The 21,322-nt window shown below is 69.8% G+C and carries 14 protein-coding genes, 1 tRNA gene and 1 rRNA gene; 13 read left to right on the plus strand and 3 right to left on the minus strand.

What is annotated here, in order from left to right:
* The 3 genes from rrf to ACZ4Z3_RS18275 form a co-directional block, all read left to right on the plus strand.
* Positions 1–95, plus strand: a 5S ribosomal RNA gene (gene rrf / locus ACZ4Z3_RS18265); the annotation flags it as partial.
* Between the two features lie 114 nt (positions 96–209).
* Positions 210–872 carry a DegT/DnrJ/EryC1/StrS family aminotransferase gene (locus ACZ4Z3_RS18270; RefSeq protein WP_468502342.1) on the plus strand — a complete coding sequence of 221 codons (663 nt, stop codon included), beginning with the start codon at positions 210–212 and terminating at the stop codon, positions 870–872.
* A gap of 96 nt (positions 873–968) precedes the next feature.
* Positions 969–1,041: transfer RNA gene (locus tag ACZ4Z3_RS18275), tRNA-Thr, on the plus strand.
* Positions 1,042–1,105: 64 nt separating this feature from the next.
* Here ACZ4Z3_RS18275 and ACZ4Z3_RS18280 read toward each other — a convergent pair.
* Positions 1,106–3,853 (minus strand): SpoIIE family protein phosphatase, encoded by a 2,748-nt coding sequence (locus ACZ4Z3_RS18280; RefSeq protein WP_468501946.1) that lies wholly within the window; start codon positions 3,851–3,853, stop codon positions 1,106–1,108.
* Between the two features lie 396 nt (positions 3,854–4,249).
* On the opposite strand from ACZ4Z3_RS18280, the gene ACZ4Z3_RS18285 reads away from it, so the two are divergent.
* From ACZ4Z3_RS18285 to ACZ4Z3_RS18330, 10 genes are all read left to right on the plus strand, one after another.
* The gene (locus ACZ4Z3_RS18285) at positions 4,250–9,724 is read left to right on the plus strand and encodes a HAMP domain-containing protein (RefSeq protein ID WP_468501947.1); all 5,475 of its coding nucleotides are present in this window, start codon (positions 4,250–4,252) and stop codon (positions 9,722–9,724) included.
* Between the two features lie 297 nt (positions 9,725–10,021).
* Positions 10,022–10,705, plus strand: a complete 684-nt coding sequence (locus ACZ4Z3_RS18290; protein ID WP_055538482.1) for a response regulator — start codon at positions 10,022–10,024, stop codon at positions 10,703–10,705.
* 304 nt (positions 10,706–11,009) lie between these two features.
* On the plus strand, positions 11,010–13,739 hold the full coding sequence (locus ACZ4Z3_RS18295) for an FtsK/SpoIIIE family DNA translocase (RefSeq protein ID WP_468501948.1): 2,730 nt from the start codon (positions 11,010–11,012) through the stop codon (positions 13,737–13,739).
* A 293-nt stretch (positions 13,740–14,032) separates the two neighbouring features.
* Positions 14,033–14,899 (plus strand): helix-turn-helix domain-containing protein, encoded by an 867-nt coding sequence (locus ACZ4Z3_RS18300; RefSeq protein WP_055538480.1) that lies wholly within the window; start codon positions 14,033–14,035, stop codon positions 14,897–14,899.
* A 153-nt stretch (positions 14,900–15,052) separates the two neighbouring features.
* Complete coding sequence (rimO, locus tag ACZ4Z3_RS18305; protein ID WP_468501949.1) at positions 15,053–16,525, plus strand: 30S ribosomal protein S12 methylthiotransferase RimO; 1,473 nt, start codon at positions 15,053–15,055, stop codon at positions 16,523–16,525.
* Positions 16,522–17,253: a CDP-diacylglycerol--glycerol-3-phosphate 3-phosphatidyltransferase gene (pgsA, locus tag ACZ4Z3_RS18310; protein WP_468501950.1), complete on the plus strand. Its 732-nt coding sequence runs from the start codon at positions 16,522–16,524 to the stop codon at positions 17,251–17,253. Before rimO ends, pgsA begins: the two co-directional genes overlap by 4 nt.
* Positions 17,250–17,795, plus strand: coding sequence for a CinA family protein (locus tag ACZ4Z3_RS18315; protein ID WP_468501951.1), 546 nt, complete (start codon positions 17,250–17,252; stop codon positions 17,793–17,795). The genes pgsA and ACZ4Z3_RS18315 overlap by 4 nt, the downstream gene beginning before the upstream one ends.
* A gap of 109 nt (positions 17,796–17,904) precedes the next feature.
* Positions 17,905–18,282, plus strand: a complete 378-nt coding sequence (locus ACZ4Z3_RS18320; RefSeq protein ID WP_055511872.1) for a helix-turn-helix domain-containing protein — start codon at positions 17,905–17,907, stop codon at positions 18,280–18,282.
* A gap of 298 nt (positions 18,283–18,580) precedes the next feature.
* Positions 18,581–19,051 carry a Dps family protein gene (locus tag ACZ4Z3_RS18325; RefSeq protein WP_468501952.1) on the plus strand — a complete coding sequence of 157 codons (471 nt, stop codon included), beginning with the start codon at positions 18,581–18,583 and terminating at the stop codon, positions 19,049–19,051.
* Positions 19,052–19,391: 340 nt separating this feature from the next.
* Entirely contained in the window at positions 19,392–19,694 is a 303-nt protein-coding gene (locus ACZ4Z3_RS18330; RefSeq protein WP_468501953.1) for a hypothetical protein, read from the plus strand.
* Here ACZ4Z3_RS18330 and ACZ4Z3_RS18335 read toward each other — a convergent pair.
* Together ACZ4Z3_RS18335 and ACZ4Z3_RS18340 are read right to left on the minus strand one after the other, a co-directional pair.
* Positions 19,657–20,424, minus strand: a complete 768-nt coding sequence (locus ACZ4Z3_RS18335) for an SDR family NAD(P)-dependent oxidoreductase (protein WP_468501954.1) — start codon at positions 20,422–20,424, stop codon at positions 19,657–19,659. The two genes, ACZ4Z3_RS18330 and ACZ4Z3_RS18335, sit on opposite strands and share 38 nt — an antisense overlap.
* 43 nt (positions 20,425–20,467) lie before the next feature.
* Positions 20,468–21,316 (minus strand): DNA-formamidopyrimidine glycosylase family protein, encoded by an 849-nt coding sequence (locus ACZ4Z3_RS18340; RefSeq protein WP_468501955.1) that lies wholly within the window; start codon positions 21,314–21,316, stop codon positions 20,468–20,470.
* Positions 21,317–21,322: the final 6 nt, after the last annotated feature.

Genomic DNA, 21,322 nt, shown 5'->3' on the forward strand with positions numbered 1-21,322 from the left:
AAACGCCCGGTTACATTCCGAACCCGGAAGCTAAGCCTCACAGCGCCGATGGTACTGCAGGGGGGACCCTGTGGGAGAGTAGGACGCCGCCGAACAATCATTGATAGAGCTGGTCCCCGAATTTCGGTTCGGGGACCAGCTCTTTTTTGTTGTGCGTCACTTGGCGTTCACATTGCGCGACGAGGATCCGCGCTATGGGTACCGTTGGAATGCTCAAGGCCGCAGGTGTCGGCGTCGGTGACGAGGTGGTCGTGCCGGCGTTCGGGAACCACGAGGTCGCCCAGGCCGTGAGCCTGACAGGGGCAGTGCCGGTCTTCGCGGACATAGACCCGCTGTCGTACTGCCTGGACGCGGCGGCCGTCGAGGCCGCGGTGACCACGCGGACCGTGGCGGTCGTCGCAGTGCACCGCTTCGGGCGGTCGGCGGACATCGCGACACTGCACCAAGTAGGGCGACGACACGGCCTGTTGGTGCTGGAACAAGGCGAGTCCGAGACGCCGTACAGCGAGGTCGGAGTGCGCAGGGAACGCGCCGCGTACCTCAGCACCAAGCTGAAAGGCGTACGAACCCCGGTCGGATGCGACGGGCACACCTTCCAGCAGTACGTCGTACGGGTGCCGGGCAACGGGCGCCCGGACCGGGACGCGTTCGCACGAGCCATCAAGGCCAAGGGAGTTGCATGCAGCGTGCCGGTGAAGACGCCGGTGCACCGCATGCCTGAGTTCCGGCGGGACATATGCCTCCCCGAGACCGAACGAGCCGCCGACGAGACGCTCGCGCTGCCCATCGGCGGGGACATGTCGCGGCGCGAACTCCACCGGCTGGTGTCCGCCTGCAACGCACTCGGCGGACTGCTGCAGCCAGCGTTCTGAGAACGGTCGCCGGGCGCACGAGCTTGGTTTGGGAGCACGGCTCTGTTCGGGGTATGATCTATTCCGTTGCCGCGAGGGAAACCTCGAAAGCGACAAGCCCCTATAGCTCAGTCGGCAGAGCGTCTCCATGGTAAGGAGAAGGTCAACGGTTCGATTCCGTTTGGGGGCTCAGCCAAAAGGCCCCGCCCATCCGGGCGGGGCCTTTCTCATGCCCTTTTCCGGTCGCCGCCCGCTCAGTCCTTGGGCAGGCCCGGAACACGCATCGCCAGGATGGCCATGTCGTCCGACGGGGCGTCCGAAGCGAACCGCTCGACCGCGCGCATCACACGGGCCGCGACAGCGCCGGCCGTGAGACCCGTACAGGTCGTGAGGACCTCCGTCAGACCGTCGTCGCCCAACATGCGGGTGCCCTCACGGCGTTCGGTGACGCCGTCCGTGACACAGAGGAGCACGTCCCCGGGATCGAGGGTGACCGTCTGCTCGTACAGCTCCAGGTCCTCCATGACGCCGAGGAGCGGCTGCGGTTCGGCAGCCGGCTCGACCGTGCCGTCCTGGCGCAGGCGGAGCGGGAGCGGATGCCCGGCGCAGACGACCTTCAGGACGGCGCTGCCGTCCTCCTGAGGCCACAACTCGCCGTACAGGAGGGTCAGGAAGCGGCTGCGGGCGCCCTCGTCGATGATGGCGGAGTTCAAGCGCTCCAGAACGGCCGGGCCGCCGTAGCCCTCGCGGGCCAGCAGACGCAGGGCGTGACGGGCCAGGCCCGTGACCGCGGCGGCCTCCGGGCCCGTACCGCAGACGTCGCCGATGGCGAAGCCGTACGCGCCGTCGCGGATCGGGAAGAGGTCGTAGAAGTCGCCGCCCACCTCGTTGCCCTCGCCGGCCGCGCGGTAGATGACCTCGACCTCGACGCCCTCGATGTCCGGGAGCTCCGGCGGGAGGAGGCTGCGCTGGAGGGACTGGCTGATGGCCATGCGCTCCGAGTACAGGCGGGCGTTGTCCAGGGCCAGCGCGGCCCTGCGGGACAGGTCCTCCGCGAGTTCCAGGATCTCCTGGCGGAAGTGCTCGTCCGTCGGCTTGCCGAGCGTGAGCATGCCGATGACGCGATTGCGGGCCACCAGGGGCAGGACGACCGTCTCCCCGCCCACCGCCGAGGCCGTCGCCAGGGTCGTGCCGATGCCCGAGCTGACCGTGGCCGGTTCGCCGAGGCCCAGGCTGCGCATCGAGGTGCGCAGAGCCGCGCGGTGGGCCGCCTCCGCGGGTGCCGTCCAGACACGGGCGCCCGGAGTCGGGATCGGCTCGGGCGGCGCGATCTTGGACAGGAGGGCCTTGAGGCCGTCGATGAGGTCCTCGTCCTCGTGGAGCACGTACGAGAGGTACGGGTCGGACGCCTGGTCGGCGATCGTGTACACCGCGCACCAGGTGGCGAGGGTCGGGATCGTCATCTGCGCCATCAGGGCCAGCGTCTGATCACGGTCCAGGGTGCCCGCGAGGAGGTCGGAGGCCTCGACGAGGAACGACAGGGAGCCGCGGCGCAGACGCTCCAGCTCACCCAGGCGGGCCGACTCGACGGCGAGAGCGATGCGGTCGGCGGCGAACTGGAGGCGCAGGGCCTCCTCGTTGGAGTAGCGGCTCGCGGCCTCCGCGGCGACGCCGAGGGAACCGGTGAGGCGGCCCTCGACCTTCAGCGGGACCGTGACGACCGAGCGCATGCCCGTGCCGCTGAGCAGGGGGACCGCGCCGGGGACGGCCGCGAGATCGTCATGGACGGCCGGCATGCGGGCCGAGCCGTAGCGGCCGGGGCCGGCCTCCACGGGGACGCGTGCGAAGCGCTGGCGGGCCGAGGGAAGGCCGGTGGAGGCCCGTACCTCAAGCTCGGTCTCGTCGTCGGTGGCGAGGAGCAGGAACGCGGAGTCCCCGTCGAGCATGTCGCGGGCGCGCTCCACCGTGCGCTGCAGGAGGCCGTCGAGGTCGTCCGGGGCGGGGGAGCCGATGAAGACCTCGAAGGGGTCCGTGGCCTGGCCGCCCTCGCCGGAGCCGCTTGAGTCGCCGGTGGGGACGCGGAGCGGGGTCTGCAGGACGGCGCGCTCGTGGTCCCGTACGAGAAGGCAGACCGTGGACGGTTCGCCGGCCGTGTCGCGCACCCGGAGGTGGGAGGCGTACACCGGGGTCACCCGGCCCCCCGCGTCGCGGATGCCGTAACTGCCCTCCCAGCGGGAGAGTTGCAGGGCCTCCGCGACCCCGGTGCTGGTGCCGGGGGTGTGCGGCCAGGCGGCGAGGTCGGTGAGCGGCTTGCCGATGACCTGGTCCGGGGCGTAGCCGAACAGTTCCTCCGCGTCCTCGTTCCACGCGTTGATCGCGCCCGTGCGGTCGATCTGGACGACGGCGACGCGGACCCGGCCGTCGGCGAGGGGCAGCAGGTCGGGGGGGAGTGACGGGCCCGCGGTGCGGGTGCCCACGGGGCGGTCGGGGAGGTCGAGTTGGAACCAGACCTGCTTGTGGGTGGGGGTGTACTCCACGCCCCAGCGGCCGGCCATCGCAGCGCACAGCTGGAGGCCGCGGCCCCCCTCGCGGTCGGGGCTGCCCATGTTGACGGGGCTGGACTGGAGGGGGATCTCCCGCTCGGGGTACCTGTCGGCGACCTCGATGCGTACCCCGTCCTCCGAGCGCAGGCACAGCACGTCGGCGGAGGTGCCCGCGTGGACGACCGCGTTGGTGACCAGTTCGCTGGTGAGGACCACGGCGTCGTCGACGATGTCGGCGAAACCCCAGCCCTGGAGGGTGTCGCGGACGAACGAGCGGGCCGTCGCGACGGATCGCGAGACGGGGTCGAAACTGGCGGCCGCGCGCGCGGTGATCACAGATCTCCTTGTCCGGTTCTCGTCGTGCGAGGACCCACGACCGACCTCCTGCCGAGGCAGAGGCTGATCATCCGTCGGCCTGGGTTCCTGGGGGGCTTCCCCAGGATGCAGTCCGGTGGTCATGGTGCGGCCGCCCCTCCGATGCCTGCCCGCTCGTGCTCGTGCGCCACCGCCCAGGCCGGACGGGACCGGCATGGCTGGACAGCCGCATGCAAGGTTACTTACCTTCGCCGTCCATGCGGATGCCGGTCGTCTGTGATTCCGCCCGGAAGGTGTGCGGACCGTGTGCGAAGCTGCCGAACTGTTATGGCCTGGTTCAGCCATGGTGAAACACTGGGCAGGATTCCAGGAGAAGGCCGGGTCGGACCGCGTTCTGCCAGGTACCGGGGAGTGGTGTCCGGCTCACCGAGCAGACGTACCCGCGTACGAAAGTAGTACGAGTGGTACGAGCAGTGCGATGCGGCCCAGTGGGGCGCAGTAGATCCAGCAGGAACGGTCGACCCTTGCGGGAGGGACACAGTGGAGTCTGGCGCAGCGACGCGAGGCACTAAGGCGCGCGCGAAAGGCGGACAGTCCCTGAACCAGCAGCGCAAACCGCGCGGCGGGACCACCACCGTGGACACGGCTGCCCTGAATCGGCTGTTGACGGCGCTGGAGGCCATGCGGGACGGCAACTTCCGCAAGCGGCTCACCGTCTCGGGTGACGGTGTCATGGCCGAGATCGCCGCCGTGTTCAACGAGGTGGCGGACCGCAATCTGCATCTGACCGGCGAGTTGTCGCGGGTGCGGCGGATGGTCGGCCGTGAGGGAAAGCTCACCGAGCGGCTGGAGACGGGCGCGACCGAGGGGTCGTGGGCGGCCGCGATCGACGCGTCGAACGCCCTGGTCGACGATCTCGTACGGCCGGTCTCCGAGGTCAGCCGGGTGTTGTCGGCCGTCGCCGAGGGTGACCTGTCGCCGCGGATGGAGCTGCGGACGCACGCCCCGGACGGGAGCGGGCATCCGCTGCGCGGGGAGTTCCTGAAGGTCGGGCGGACCGTCAACAACCTGGTCGACCAGCTGTCGACGTTCACCGACGAGGTCACCCGGGTGGCCAGCGAGGTGGGCACCGAGGGCAAGCTGGGCGGGCAGGCCCGGGTGCGCGGGATGTCCGGTTCGTGGAAGGATCTGACCGAGTCCGTCAACACCATGGCGTACCGGCTCACCGCGCAGGTGAGGGACATCGCGCTGGTGACGACCGCGGTCGCCAAGGGTGATCTGTCCCGGAAGGTCACGGTTCACGTCGCCGGCGAGATGTTGGAGCTGAAGGAGACCGTCAACACGATGGTCGACCAGCTCTCCGCGTTCTCCTCCGAGGTGACGCGAGTCGCCCGTGAGGTGGGCACGGAGGGCCAGCTCGGCGGTCAGGCCGAGGTGCCGGGTGTGGCCGGAGTGTGGAAAGAACTCACCGATTCGGTGAACACCATGGCCGGCAACCTGACGGCGCAGGTGCGGGGGATCGCTCAGGTCACGACCGCCGTCGCCAACGGTGACCTGTCGCAGAAGGTGACCGTCCCGGCACGCGGTGAGGTCGCCAAGCTCGCCGAGACGATCAACCAGATGACCGAGACGCTGCGGATCTTCGCCGACGAGGTCACCCGTGTGGCGAACGAGGTGGGTGCCGAGGGGCGTCTCGGCGGTCAGGCGCAGGTGCCGGGTGCGGCGGGTACGTGGAAGGACCTCACCGATTCGGTGAACACGGTCTTCCGGAACCTGACGATCCAGGTGCGGGACATCGCGGCCGTGACGACCGCCGTGGCCAACGGCGACCTCTCGCAGAAGGTCACCGTCGACGTGGCCGGCGAGATGCTGGAGCTGAAGAACACCGTCAACGGGATGGTCGACCAACTGTCCTACTTCGGTGCCGAGGTCACCCGCGTGGCCAACGAGGTGGGGGCCGAGGGCCGCCTCGGTGGTCAGGCGAAGGTGCCGGGCGCGGCCGGTACGTGGAAGGACCTCACGGACTCCGTCAACACGGCGTTCCGGAATCTCACCGGACAGGTGAGGAACATCGCGGCGGTGACCACGGCCGTGGCCAACGGCGACCTCTCACAGAAGGTCACCGTCGATGTCGCGGGCGAGATGCTCGAACTGAAGAACACCGTGAACACGATGGTCGACCAGCTGTCGTCGTTCGCCGACCAGGTGACCCGCATGGCCCGTGACGTGGGCACGGAGGGCCGCCTCGGCGGTCAGGCCCGCGTGGACGGCGTGTCGGGCACCTGGAAGGAGCTCACCGACTCCGTCAACTCGATGGCCGGCAACCTCACCTCACAGGTGCGTAACATCGCGCAGGTGACGACGGCCGTCGCCCGCGGTGACCTCTCGCAGAAGATCGACGTCGACGCGCGCGGCGAGATCCTGGAGCTGAAGAACACCATCAACACGATGGTCGACCAGCTGTCGTCCTTCGCCGACCAGGTGACCCGGGTCGCCCGTGACGTGGGCACCGAGGGCCGTCTCGGCGGGCAGGCGCACGTGCCGGGCGTCGCCGGTGTGTGGCGCGACCTCACCGAGTCCGTGAACGGCATGGCCGGCAACCTGACCGGACAGGTCCGCAACATCGCGCAGGTCGCCACGGCGGTCGCCCGCGGTGACCTCTCCCAGAAGATCACCGTGGACGCGCGCGGCGAGATCCTGGAGCTGAAGAACACGCTGAACACGATGGTGGACCAGCTGTCGTCGTTCGCGGAGGAGGTCACCAGGGTCGCCCGCGAGGTGGGCACCGAGGGCCAGCTCGGCGGTCAGGCGGAGGTGCAGGGCGTCTCCGGCACCTGGAAGGACCTCACCCAGTCGGTGAACTTCATGGCGAACAACCTGACCATCCAGGTGCGCCAGATCGCCGAGGTCACCACCGCGGTCGCCAAGGGCGACCTGTCGAAGAAGATCACCGTGGACGCCAAGGGCGAGATCCTCGAACTCGTCACCACGGTGAACACGATGGTCGACCAGCTGTCGTCCTTCGCCGAGCAGGTGACCCGGGTGGCCCGCGAGGTGGGCACCGAGGGCATCCTCGGCGGCCAGGCGCACGTGCCGGGCGTCACCGGCATCTGGAAGGACCTCAGCGGCAATGTGAACCTGATGGCCAAGAACCTGACCATGCAGGTGCGGAACATCTCCCAGGTGGCCGCGGCCGTCGCCAACGGCGACCTCACCCGTACGGTGACGATCGAGGCGCGCGGCGAGGTCGCGCAGCTCGCCGACACCTTCAACAGCATGGTCAAGACGCTGAGCTCCTTCGCGGACCAGGTGACCAAGGTGGCCCGGGAGGTGGGCACGGACGGCATCCTCGGCGGCCAGGCGCACGTACCGGGTGTGGCTGGCACCTGGAAGGACCTCACCGAGTCCGTGAACTCGATGGCGTCCAACCTCACCGGGCAGGTCCGCAACATCGCGATGGTCACGACCGCCATCGCCAAGGGCGATCTCACCAAGAAGATCGACATCGACGCGCGCGGCGAGATCCTGGAGCTGAAGACCACCATCAACACGATGGTCGACCAGCTGTCGTCCTTCGCCGAGGAGGTCACCCGGGTGGCCCGCGAGGTGGGCACCGAGGGGCAGCTGGGCGGTCTGGCGCGGGTGCGGGACGTCGACGGCACCTGGCGGGACCTCACCGAGTCGGTGAACGAGATGGCCGGGAATCTCACCCGGCAGGTGCGCGCCATCGCACGCGTGGCGACCGCGGTGACCCGAGGCGACCTGAATCTCAAGATCGACGTGGACGCGTCGGGCGAGATCAAGGAGCTGCAGGACTACATCAACAAGATGATCGCCAACCTGCGCGACACCACGATCGCCAATCAGGAGCAGGACTGGCTCAAGGGCAACCTGGCCCGCATCTCCGCCCTGATGCAGGGCCGCCGGGACCTGGACGACGTGGCCTCGCTGATCATGAGCGAGCTGACCCCGGTGGTGTCCGCGCAGCACGGGGCGTTCTTCCTGGCGATGCCGCTGGTCGACGGCAAGGACCTGGGCCCGGACAACGAGGACCAGTACGAGCTGCGGATGCTCGGCTCGTACGGCTACTCGATGGGCTCCATGCCGACGTCGTTCCGGCCGGGGGAGGCGCTGGTCGGGACGGCCGCGCAGGAGAAGCGCACCATCCTGGTGGAGAACGCGCCGAGCGGTTATCTGAAGATCTCCTCCGGGCTCGGTGAGGCGCCCCCGGCACAGGTCATCGTGCTTCCGGTGCTCTTCGAGGGGACCGTGCTCGGGGTGATCGAGCTGGCGTCGTTCACGCCGTTCACGCAGATCCAGAAGGACTTCCTCAACCAGATCGCAGAGATGATCGCGACGAGCGTCAACACCATCTCCGTCAACACCAAGACGGAGGTCCTGCTGAAGCAGTCGCAGGAGCTGACCGAGCAACTGCGGGAGCGGTCGGACGAGTTGGAGAACCGGCAGAAGGCCCTCCAGGCGTCCAACGCCGAACTGGAGGAGAAGGCCGAGCTGCTGGCCCGGCAGAACCGCGACATCGAGGTCAAGAACACCGAGATCGAGGAGGCGCGGCAGGTCCTGGAGGAGCGGGCCGAGCAGCTCGCCGTCTCGATGCGCTACAAGAGCGAGTTCCTGGCGAACATGTCGCACGAGCTGCGTACCCCGCTCAACTCGCTGCTGATCCTCGCCAAGCTGCTCGCGGACAACGCCGAGTCGAACCTGACGCCCAAGCAGGTCGAGTTCGCCGAGACGATCCACGGGGCGGGCTCCGACCTGCTCCAGCTGATCAACGACATCCTGGACCTGTCGAAGGTCGAGGCGGGCAAGATGGACGTCTCGCCGACCCGGATCGCGCTCGTGCAGCTCGTCGACTACGTGGAGGCCACCTTCCGGCCGCTGACCGCCGAGAAGGGCCTGGACTTCTCCGTACGCGTCTCGCCGGAGCTGCCGGCCACGCTGCACACGGACGAACAGCGGCTGCTGCAGGTGCTGCGGAACCTCTTGTCGAACGCGGTGAAGTTCACCGACTCCGGGGCCGTGGAGCTGGTCATCCGGCCGGCCGGCGCGGATGTGCCGGTGGCCATCAGGGAGCAGCTGTTGGAGGCGGGCTCGCTGAGCGACCCGGACGCCGACATGATCGCGTTCTCGGTGACCGACACCGGGATCGGTATCGCGGCCAGCAAGATGCGGGTGATCTTCGAGGCGTTCAAGCAGGCCGACGGCACCACGAGCCGCAAGTACGGCGGTACGGGTCTGGGGCTGTCGATCTCGCGGGAGATCGCCCGGCTGCTGGGCGGCGAGATCCACGCCCAGAGCGAGCCCGGACGCGGCTCCACGTTCACCCTCTACCTGCCGCTGCACCCGAGCGAACTGCCTCCGCAGGGCTACGCGAGCAACACCCCGTCCTCGCTGGAGGCCGGGGAGCTGCTGGCCTCCGAGGCCGAGCTGAGCGAGCCCACTGAGACACCGGCCGAGGTGAAGTCGTACCAGGAGACGCAGAACGGGGCCGCCGCGCTGTTCAGGCGCCGCCGCAGGGCCGTGCCGGCCGGTCCGTCGTCCGGGTTGCCCGGACAGGGCAACGGGCAGGCACAGGAGAACTGGGCGCAGGAGGCGCCGCAGGCGCGCCGTGCGGCCCGGTTCGACGGCGAGAAGGTGCTGATCGTCGACGACGACATCCGCAACGTCTTCGCGCTCACCAGCGTCCTGGAGCAGCACGGCCTGTCGGTGCTGTACGCGGAGAACGGCCGTGAGGGCATCGAGGTCCTGGAGCAGCACGACGACGTGACAGTCGTCCTGATGGACATCATGATGCCCGAGATGGACGGGTACGCGACGACCACGGCGATCCGCCGGATGCCCCAGTTCGCCGGGCTGCCGATCATCGCGCTGACGGCCAAGGCGATGAAGGGCGACCGGGAGAAGGCGCTCGATTCGGGAGCCTCGGACTATGTGACCAAGCCGGTCGATCCGGATCATCTGCTGGCGGTGATGGAGCAATGGATGCGGAGCGAGTGACGGGGCGGAAGGCATGCGGTCACAACCGGATGAGCGGGAAGCGCAGTTGCTGACTGAGTGTGGCCGAGGCCGTGTAGAAGCGCGGGATTCGGGGAACCTTCTGGTCCCCCGCCGCGTTTCTGCTACGAGCACAGTGACATCACGGTGACAGGGTGTGGCGACGGGCGGGGTGCGGCTACGATGACCGGCACAAGGACGGGCGGCGCAAGGGAGTCGTCCCCTGAGGTGACACCCGGCGGTGTCACCTCGGATCCTGAGGACAGGGGAGGCCCCAAGCCGGGGCGAGGAGGGCGGGCCATGGTGCAGAAGGCCAAGATCCTCCTGGTCGATGACCGGCCGGAGAATCTGTTGGCGCTGGAGGCCATCCTCTCCGCGCTCGATCAGACGCTGGTGCGGGCATCGTCCGGGGAGGAAGCGCTCAAGGCGCTGCTGACGGACGACTTCGCGGTCATTCTGCTGGACGTCCAGATGCCGGGCATGGACGGATTCGAGACGGCCGCGCACATCAAGCGGCGTGAGCGGACACGGGACATCCCGATCATCTTCCTCACCGCCATCAACCACGGCCCGCATCACACCTTCCGGGGGTATGCGGCGGGCGCGGTCGACTACATCTCCAAGCCGTTCGACCCATGGGTGCTGCGGGCGAAGGTCTCCGTGTTCGTCGAGCTGTACATGAAGAACTGCCAGCTCAGGGAGCAGGCGGCACTGCTGCGACTCCAGTTGGAGGGCGGCGGCAAGGGTGCGGCGGGCGGCTCGAAGGAGCCTTCCGGCGGCATCCTCGCCGAACTCTCCGCGCGCCTCGCGGCCGTGGAGGAGCAGGCGGAGGCCCTCTCCAAACAGCTCGACGACGACTCGGCGGACGCGGCGGCGGTGGCCACCGCGGCCCATCTCGAACGCAAACTCACCGGGCTGCGCAGGGCGCTGGACGCGCTGGAGCCGGGCACGGGCGGACCCGCCTCGGTCCCCTCGCAGAACTGAGCGGAGCCCAGCCGGAGAAGCGCACGGGTCCATGTCGCGGAAGTGGCCGGGACCCGGCCGGAGTTGTGCCTGGGCGGGGCGAGCACCGTGCCTGGGCGGCGCGAGAACCGTGCCTGACGGCAGCGGCAGCCGTGTTCTGACGGCCCCAGTAGCTGTGCCTGAGCCTTGGGTGGCTGTGCCTGACGGCGTCGGCACTGAGGAGCCGTCAGGGGCCGTCAGCTTCGGGGCGCCGGACACGCGACACGAACGGGTGAAGCAGTAGGCACACGTGTCGGCTGTGGCCTCCACCGGTAACCTCACACTCATGGCCTCACGTCAGTCCGCTGCGAAGAAGTCGCCCGCGAAGAAGGCGGCCGCTCCGACGAAGGCTCCGGCGAAGAAGGCCCCCGCGAAGAAAGCCGCCGCCAAGAAGGCACCCGCCAAGAAGGCGGCGGCGAAGAAGACGGCCCCTCCGAAGCCGGCGCCCAATCCGACCGGGGGCGTGTACAGGCTCGTACGCGCCGTCTGGCTCGGTGCCGCGCACGCCGTCGGCGCCGTCTTCCGCGGCATAGGGCAGGGCGCGAAGAACCTCGACCCGGCGCACCGCAAGGACGGCGTCGCGCTGCTGCTGCTCGCCCTCGCCCTGATCGTCGCCGCCGGCACCTGGTCCCATCTGCGCGGCCCCGTCGGCGACCTCGTCGAGATGCTCGTGACCGGTGCCTTCGGCCGGCTCGACCTGCTCGTGCCGATACTGCTCGCGATCATCGCCGTACGGTTCATCCGGCACCCCGAGAAGCCCGACGCCAACGGCCGCATCGTCATCGGTCTGTCCGCGCTCGTCATCGGTGTGCTCGGACAGGTCCACATCGCCTGCGGGTCGCCCGCCCGCAGCGCCGGGATGCAGCCCATAAGGGACGCCGGCGGGCTCATCGGCTGGGGCACGGCCACCCCGCTGACGTACACCATGGGCGAGGCGCTCGCCGTGGCCATGCTCGTGCTGCTCACCGTCTTCGGGCTCCTCGTCGTCACCGCGACCCCGGTCAACGCGATCCCGCAGCGGCTGCGGCTCCTCGGGCAGAAGCTGGGCATCGTCGCGGCCGACGTGGACGAGGCGTACGGCGACGACGCGCGCTACGACGAGCAGTGGCGCGAAGCGCTGCCCGGGCGCCCCCGCCGCGGTGGGTCCGCCCCCCAGGAGTACGACCCCGACGGCGCCGAGCAGGAGGCCCTCTCCAGGCGCCGCCCCCGGCGTTCCGCCGTGCGCCAGCCCGACCCGGACCGGCCGATGGACGCCGTGGACGTGGCCGCCGCGGCCGCCGCCGCCCTCGACGGGGCCGTGCTCCACGGGATGCCGCCCTCGCCGGTGGTCGCCGACCTCACCCACGGGGTGAGCGCCGGGGACCGCGAGGACACCACGCCCGTACCCGCCGCGCGCACGAAGACGCCCAACCAGGACCCCCCGGCCGCCAGGACGGCCAAGGCCCCGCAGCAGGAATCCCTGGTGCCGGACCTCACCAAGAAGGCCCCCGACGAGCCGCGTGACCTGCCGGCGCGCGCCGAGCAGCTCCAGCTCTCCGGCGACATCACCTACGCGCTGCCCTCGCTCGACCTGCTGGAACGGGGCGGCCCCGGCAAGACCCGCAGCGCCGCCAACGACGCCGTCGTCGCCTCGCTCACTAACGTCTTCACCGAGTTCAAGGTCGACGCCTCCGTCACCGGCTTCACACGCGGGCCGACGGTCACGCGCTACGAGGTCGAGCTGGGCCCCGCCGTGAAGGTCGAGCGGATCACCGCGCTGACCAAGAACATCGCGTACGCCGTCGCCAGCCCGGACGTAAGGATCATCAGCCCGATCCCCGGCAAGTCGGCGGTCGGCATCGAGATCCCCAACACCGACCGCGAGATGGTCAACCTCGGCGACGTCCTGCGTCTCGCGGACGCGGCCGAGGACGACCACCCGATGCTGGTGGCGCTCGGCAAGGACGTCGAGGGCGGCTATGTGATGGCCAACCTCGCGAAGATGCCGCATGTGCTCGTCGCGGGCGCGACCGGCTCCGGCAAGTCGTCGTGCATCAACTGCCTCATCACGTCGATCATGGTGCGCGCGACCCCCGAGGACGTGCGCATGGTCCTCGTCGACCCCAAGCGCGTCGAGCTGACCGCGTACGAGGGCATCCCGCACCTCATCACGCCGATCATCACCAACCCCAAGCGGGCCGCCGAGGCGCTCCAGTGGGTCGTGCGCGAGATGGACCTGCGCTACGACGACCTCGCGGCGTTCGGCTACCGGCACATCGACGACTTCAACGAGGCCATCAGGAACGGCAAGGTCAAGCTGCCCGAGGGCAGTGAGCGCGAACTCCAGCCCTACCCGTACCTGCTGGTCATCGTGGACGAGCTGGCCGACCTGATGATGGTCGCGCCGAGGGACGTGGAGGACGCGATCGTCCGCATCACCCAGCTCGCCCGTGCGGCGGGCATCCATCTGGTGCTCGCCACGCAGCGGCCGTCGGTCGACGTCGTCACCGGTCTCATCAAGGCCAACGTGCCGTCACGGCTAGCGTTCGCCACCTCGTCGCTCGCCGACTCGCGCGTCATCCTCGACCAGCCGGGCGCCGAGAAGCTCATCGGCAAGGGTGACGGGCTGTTCCTCCCGATGGGTGCGAACAAACCCACCCGAATGCAGGGCGCATTCGTGACCGAGGACGAGGTCGCGGCGGTCGTCCAGCACTGCAAGGACCAGATGGCGCCCGTCTTCCGCGACGACGTCACCGTGGGCACCAAGCAGAAGAAGGAGATCGACGAGGAGATCGGCGACGACCTCGACCTGCTGTGCCAGGCGGCCGAACTCGTCGTCTCCACGCAGTTCGGCTCGACCTCCATGCTCCAGCGCAAGCTGCGCGTCGGCTTCGCCAAGGCCGGGCGGCTGATGGACCTCATGGAGTCGCGGGGCGTCGTGGGACCGAGCGAGGGCTCCAAGGCGCGTGACGTTCTCGTGAAACCCGACGAGCTGGACGGAGTGCTGGCGGTGATCCGGGGGGAAACTGGGGAGTAGGGGCGGTGAGGGACGGCCTCCGGTCGGGTGGAACTCGCAGGGAGCACGGGTGGACCTACGACTTTCGGGTATTCGAACGTGACCCAGCCGTAAGGAATCCGTGAGCAACCGTTTCCCTTCGGCGTACGTCAAGTTGGAGGAAGGGAAAGCCACGTGCCTCACCCTCACCACCAGCAGGATGACCGGCCATTCTGATGGCGTACAAAGACCCACCGCCCGGTTGCCCCACCCTTTCGTACCCCCCCTAGACTGAACTTCCAGCACAGGTGGCTACACGCTCGAAAGGCGCCCCCGTGTCCATCGGCAACTCCCCTGACGGCAACTTCCCCGAAGACGAGCGTCCGTTCGAAGACGACCGAGACGAACGCGCGGCGGAACGCCCCTCGATCGGCCATGCCCTCCGGCAGGCGCGCATCGACGCCGGGCTGACCGTCGACGACGTCAGTAACGCCACCCGGGTCCGCATCGCCATCGTGCACGCGATCGAGCGGGACGACTTCGCCCCTTGCGGCGGCGACGTCTACGCGCGCGGTCACATCCGCTCCGTCGCGCGTGCGGTGCGCATCGACCCCGCCCCGCTGCTCGCCCAGTACGACGAGGCGCACGGCGGGCGTCCCGCACCGACCCCGGCGGCCCCCCTGTTCGAGGCGGAACGCATCCGCCCCGAGCGCCGCGGACCCAACTGGACCGCAGCCATGGTCGCCGCGATCGTCGCGGTGATCGGCTTCGTCGGCTTCACCGCGTTCGACGGCGGACAGGACGACGACGCCTCCAGCCAGGCCGTCGAGGGCTCCACGCCGACCGCCGGCAAGTCCCCCTCGCCCACGCCCAAGGCCGACAAGCCCGAGGCCGACCCCAAGCCGGAGCCGTCCGACAGCGCCATCGCGGCCGCGCCCCGTGACAAGGTCACCGTCCGGGTCACCGCGTCCAACGGCCGCAGCTGGATCTCCGCCAAGGACCACAGCGGCCAGCTGCTGTGGGACGGTCTCCTCCAGCAGGGCCAGTCCAAGACCTTCCAGGACAGCTCCAAGATCGATCTCGTCCTCGGTGACGCCGGGGCCGTCCAGCTCTACGTCAACGGCAAGAAGATCAAGGACGAGTTCCGTCCCGGCCAGGTCGAACGCCTGACGTACACGAAGGGCGACCCGGAGGTCGGCTGACCGGGAGGCCCGCCGCGCAGGGGTCGTGAGGCCCACGGCGCGGGGCGGGCGATCCGCACAGAAGACGCACAGGGAAACGCACGCACGGGGTTGGCCACGATCGGCCAACCCCGTCGACGTGGGCTGTCAGTGGGACGAAGTAGTCTTGAGCCCATGCCTGAACGCCGTACCGTCGCACTCGTCACTCTTGGCTGCGCCCGCAACGAGGTGGACTCGGAGGAGCTCGCAGGCCGTTTGGAGGCGGACGGCTGGGAGCTCGTCGAGGACGCCGAGGACGCGGATGTCGCGGTCGTCAACACCTGTGGCTTCGTCGAAGCCGCCAAGAAGGACTCCGTCGACGCCCTCCTGGAGGCCAACGACCTCAAGGGCCACGGCAGAACCCAGGCCGTCGTGGCGGTCGGCTGCATGGCCGAGCGGTACGGCAAGGAGTTGGCGGAGGCCCTGCCCGAGGCCGACGGCGTGCTCGGCTTCGACGACTACGCGAACATCTCCGACCGCCTCCAGACCATCCTGAGCGGCGGCGTCCACGCCTCGCACACCCCGCGCGACCGCCGCAAGCTGCTGCCGATCAGCCCGGCCGAGCGCCAGGACTCGGCGGCCGAGGTCGCGCTCCCCGGGCACGCCCCCGCCGATCTTCCGGACGGACTGGCCCCGGCCTCCGGCCCGCGCGCTCCCCTGCGCCGCCGGCTCGACGGGTCGCCCGTCGCCTCCGTGAAGCTCGCCTCCGGCTGCGACCGCCGCTGCTCCTTCTGCGCCATCCCGTCCTTCCGCGGCTCCTTCATCTCCCGCCGCCCCTCGGACGTGCTCAACGAGACCCGCTGGCTCGCCGAGCAGGGCGTCAAGGAGATCATGCTGGTCTCCGAGAACAACACCTCGTACGGCAAGGACCTCGGCGACATCCGGCTGCTGGAGTCGCTGCTGCCCGAGCTCGCCGAGGTCGACGGCATCGAGCGGGTGCGCGTCAGCTATCTCCAGCCCGCCGAGATGCGGCCCGGCCTCATCGACGTGCTCACCTCGACCCCCAAGGTCGTGCCGTACTTCGACCTCTCCTTCCAGCACTCCGCGCCCGCCGTGCTGCGCTCGATGCGCCGCTTCGGCGACACCGACCGCTTCCTGGAACTGCTCGACACCATCCGCGGCAAGGCCCCCGAGGCCGGTGTCCGGTCCAACTTCATCGTCGGTTTCCCCGGCGAGACCGAGGCCGACCTCGCGGAGCTGGAGCGCTTCCTGAACGGTGCGCGGCTGGACGCCATCGGTGTCTTCGGATACTCCGACGAGGAAGGCACCGAAGCGGCCACCTACGACAACAAGCTCGACGAGGACGTCGTCGCCGAGCGCCTCGCGCGCGTCTCCCGGCTGGCCGAGGAGCTGGTCTCGCAGCGCGCCGAGGAGCGCGTCGGACAGACGGTCCGCGTCCTGGTCGAGTCGGTCGACGGCGACGAGGGCGCCTACGGCCGCGCCGCCCACCAGGCGCCCGAGACGGACGGCCAGGTGCTGTTCACGAACGGCGAGAACCTGACGGTCGGCCTTATGGTCGACGCGAAGGTGGTCGGCACCGAAGGCGTCGACCTGGTGGCCGAGGCGCTTCCGGGCTCCCTCGCGTGTACTGAGGAGGCGGCCAGATGACGGGTGTCCCGGCATCCGCGGCGGGCGGCTCCCACGGCGCCAAGAGCGCCACGAGTGCCCCCGGCGCTCCCGGCGCCCCGAGCGGCCCCGGAGACGCCAGGCCCGTGCGTGGCGGGAAGCTCGGCGCTGCCGCCGTCAACCAGGCCAGCCTCTGGAACATCGCGAACATCCTGACCATGGTCCGCCTGGTCCTCGTCCCCGGCTTCGTCGTGCTGATGCTCATGGACGGCGGATACGACCCCGTGTGGCGTGCCTGGGCCTGGGCCGCCTTCGCCGTCGCCATGATCACCGACATCTTCGACGGCCATCTGGCCCGGACCTACAACCTCGTCACCGACTTCGGGAAGATCGCCGACCCCATCGCCGACAAGGCGATCATGGGCTCGGCGCTGATCTGCCTGTCGTACCTCGGTGATCTGCCCTGGTGGGTGACGGCCGTCATCCTCGGCCGGGAACTCGGCATCACCCTGCTGCGTTTCGTCGTCATCCGGTACGGGGTGATCCCGGCGAGCCGCGGCGGCAAGCTGAAGACCCTGGCCCAGGGCACCGCCGTCGGGATGTACGTCCTGGTGCTGGAGGGTCCCCTGGCCACCCTGAGGTTCTGGGTGATGGCCGTGGCGGTCATTCTCACCGTCGTCACCGGACTCGACTATGTGAGACAGGCCATTGTGTTGCGCCGACGCGGAATCGCCGAGCGCCAGGCCGCGGCGGAGGGCGCGGAACGGTGACGTCCACAGCCGCTGACGTGCTGCGACTACTGAAGGTGAGGGGCGAGACGCTCGCCGTCGCTGAATCGCTCACCGGCGGTCTGGTCGCGGCCGCGATCACGGACGTCCCCGGCGCCTCCCAGGCCTTCCGGGGCTCGGTCACCGCGTACGCGACCGAGGTGAAGCACCAGTTGCTGGGTGTCGACGCCACCCTCCTGGACCAGCGCGGAGCGGTGGATCCGCAGGTCGCGGCCCAGATGGCGGACGGTGTCCGCAAGGCGCTCGGCGCCGACTGGGGAATTTCGACCACCGGGGTAGCGGGCCCGGACCCACAGGACGGGCAGCCCGTCGGCACGGTCCATGTCGCTGTCGCCGGCCCCCTCGGCGCGGATTCCGGCGCATTCGATGGCGGGAAAGTGGCGTCGTTGAGGTTGAACGGCGGCCGGGCGGAAATTCGTATGGAGAGTGTACGGAGCGTGCTCGGACTCCTCCTCCAGGAGCTCGTGGGCGAACAGACCGGGAATGAGCGGGCACAGGATACGGAACAGAACGGGGGGACTTGATGTTTGCAGCCCTGAGTGAACACAACAGCGCTCCCCGCACGGCCGCAGCGCGAGGCGGTACGGTGGGGCGTGAAGGATGCGGCTACACGGTCCGAGGAGGGAGCCACCGATGATTCTGCTCCGTCGCCTGCTGGGTGACGTGCTGCGTCGGCAGCGCCAGCGCCAGGGCCGTACTCTGCGCGAAGTCTCCTCGTCCGCCCGAGTCTCACTCGGCTATCTCTCCGAGGTGGAGCGGGGGCAGAAGGAGGCTTCCTCCGAGCTGCTCTCCGCCATTTGCGACGCGCTGGACGTACGGATGTCCGAGCTCATGCGGGAAGTGAGTGACGAGCTCGCCCTTGCCGAGCTGGCCCAGTCCGCAGCGGCCACCGAGCCGGTGCCAGCACCAGTGCGTCGACCCATGCTCAACTCCGTGTCGGTGGCTGGTGTGCCACCGGAGCGGGTCACGATCAAGGCGCCCACCGAAGCGGTGGACGTCGTGGCGGCGTGACGGCCGCACGTGTATGCGTGAGGTTCGGCGCACGCCGCTGAAGTAGCACGAGAAGCGCGATGGAAGCCCCGGGCGGGGCCTCCAGGGAGACCTGGGGGTGCCGGCCGGGGCTTTTGCGTGGGGTGAGCTGAGCGGGTTGGGGTTCCCGTTTGCCGGGGTGGGGGTGTGCGGTCATGGTGGAAGGGCGGGCTCGGGGGCGTGCGCGCGAGAAGTTCGTGCGCCACGCACACCGTCGTCAGGGGCGTAGGGCCGGCCAGGTCGTACGTCCGTACGTCACATCGAGAACCGGAGCGCGCCGATGTACGTCGTCAAGAGCCCGCTGTCCGACGCCGACCTCAAGATCGTCTCCGAGGCGCTGCAAGGCGCCCTGGTCGATCTCGTGGACCTGTCCCTCGTGGCCAAGCAGATCCACTGGAACGTCGTCGGGCCCCGCTTCCGTTCGGTCCATCTGCAGCTCGACGAGGTCGTGGATAGCGCGCGACTGCACTCCGACACCGTTGCCGAGCGAGCGGCCACGCTCGGCGTCTCGCCGGACGGGCGCGCCGCGACGGTGGCCGGGAGCAGCGGCATCGGCAAGGTGCCCGACGGCTGGGTCAAGGACACGGACGCCGTGGGCACGCTGGTGGACGCCCTCAGCGCGGTGATCACCCGGATGCGGACTCGGGTGGAGAGCACCGCGGAGGCGGATCCGGTGAGCCAGGACATCTTCATCGAGATCACGGCGGATCTCGAGAAGCACCATTGGATGTTCCAAGCGGAGAACGGATAGCACCTGGCTGTGGCTGTGGCTGTGGCTGTGGCTGTGGCTGTGGCTGTGGGGGGCGTCGTGCCGGGGTGGGTGCGGTGCGGTCCTGCGGGGTCGGGTGCTGCGGCTTGGGACGCTGTCAGGGGCAGTGCCACAGTCGCGGCTACGGCCTGGGCGGGCGCCGGTGGGTGCGCCGGGTGCGTGTCCGGAGCGGTGTGAGACTGCGGGGCGCACCGGGCGGCGTGTGGGTGCCGTCCCCGTGAGTGAGTCGTGCGTCCCTGTGCCGGTGATGCGCCCTCCCCGGCCGCGTCGAGGGCCGTCTAGCGTCGTTCTGGTGAGGCCCGAAGGCCTGGAGGTGGCGGCTATGCGGATAGTGCGCTGGGGGGCGACTCTGGGGCTCGGTGCGCTGTGGTGGTGGGGAGTGCTGCGACTCGCTGTCGCGCCGGATGCCGGCGCGGTGGAGGGGGCGGTCGTGGCCGGGGGGTGGGGGCTGAGTCTCCTGCCCGTGCATTGCGTGCCGAAGGGTGCGGGGGAGAGGTGGGAGCGGACGGCGCGGGGAGCGGACGGTGCGGGGCGCGGGGCGGAGGGACGTGGGGGGCGCGTGGCGGCGCCTTGGGGGCTTCTCAGGGTCACCACGGCATGGCGACGCCGCCGTTCGGGCGGATGATCTGGCCCGTGGTGAATGACGAGGCGTCGGAGGCGAGGTGCAGTACGGCGTGCGCGATGTCGTCGGGCTCTCCGACCCGGCCCAGCGGTGACAGACGGGCCATGAACGACTCGGTCCGCGCCTGTGCCTCGCTGTCGTGGCGGTCGGTCATGGGGGTACGGGTCCACCCGGGCGCCACCGCGTTGACCCGGATGCCGTGCGGGCCGACCTCGGTGGCCAGGGTCTTCGTCAGCTGGACCACGGCGGCTTTGGTCACGCCGTAGCAGAGAAGCCCGGGGCCACCGGTGTCCACCGCGCCGGAGGCCATGGTGACGATGCTGCCCCGCGTCCCACCGGCGATCATGTGGCGGGCCGCTTCCTGGCATGCGTACAGCACACCCTTGAAGTTGACCCTCCACACCCGGTCGAGGTCCTCGTCCCGAGTCTCCAGCACGGGGCTGCTGTGCATGATCCCGGCGATCGCCGCCATCACATGGAGGCCGCCCTCGCAGGCAGCCACCGCCTGCGTGAGTTGGGCGCGGTCGGTGACGTCGATGTGGTGGATGTGGGCGGTGCCGCCCGCCTCCTGGATCAACGCGGCCGTCTCGTGCAGGCCCTGCACGTCGAGGTCCGCGCAGTGCACGGTCGCCCCGGCCTCGGCGAGCAGAACGGCCGAGGCGCGGCCGATGCCACCGGCGGCTCCCGTGACGAACGCGGTGCGGCCGGACAGGTCGTACGCCTTGATGGGCATGCGGTGACCGTACGAGCGTTTCTGACGGGTCGTCAATTGGTTGTCAGCTCGGGGTACGGCGCTGGGGGCGCGGGCGGGTCGCTCTGGGTGTGCCCGGTGCCGGGGCCGGGCCCTGTTGGCAGGTGGGGCACCAGTAGGTGGGGCGTTCGCGGGAGCCGTCGCCCTGGTCACCGGCCCGGATGGGGGTGTTGCAGCGCAGACAGGGGCGTGGGGCCCGGCCGTACACGAACAGGTCGTGGAGGCGGAGGCCGGTGGTGCTGCGGATCGGGCGGTCACGGTTGGCTTCGAGGAGCTTCTTGGCGAGGGCCGGAAGCAGGGCGGCGCGGTCCTGCGGGAGTGCGCCGACGGGGAGCCATGGGGTGACGCGGAGCAGGAAGCAGAGCTCGCTCTTGTAGACGTTGCCGATGCCGGCGAGATTGCGCTGGTCGAGGAGGGCCTCGCCGAGGGGGCGCGCGGGGTCGCTCTGGAGATTGGCGAGGGCCAGGTCGGGGTCCCAGTCGGGGCCGAGCAGGTCGGGGCCGAGGTGACCGACGGCTCGCTGTTCGTCGGTGGTGCGCAGTAGTTCCAGGACGGGGAGGCGGTAGCCGACGGCCGTGCGGTCGAGGGTGCCCAGGATGGCGCGGATCTGGTGCGCCGGGCCGCCGGTCCAGCGCTCGGCGGTTCCGTACACCTTCCAGGAGCCGTCCATCCGCAGGTGCGAGTGCAGCGTGAGACCGCCCTCGACGCGGGTCAGCAGGTGCTTGCCCCGGGGGGTGACGTCGAGGACGGTACGGCCGGTGAGGTCGGCCGTCGCGTACTTCGGCACGCGCAGGTCGGAGCGGTACAGCACCTTGCCGGCGAGGGCGGCGTGCAGCCGTTTCGCCGTCTGCCAGACGGTGTCACCTTCGGGCATGGGTCA

This window comes from Streptomyces sp. NPDC030296, assembly GCF_055572815.1.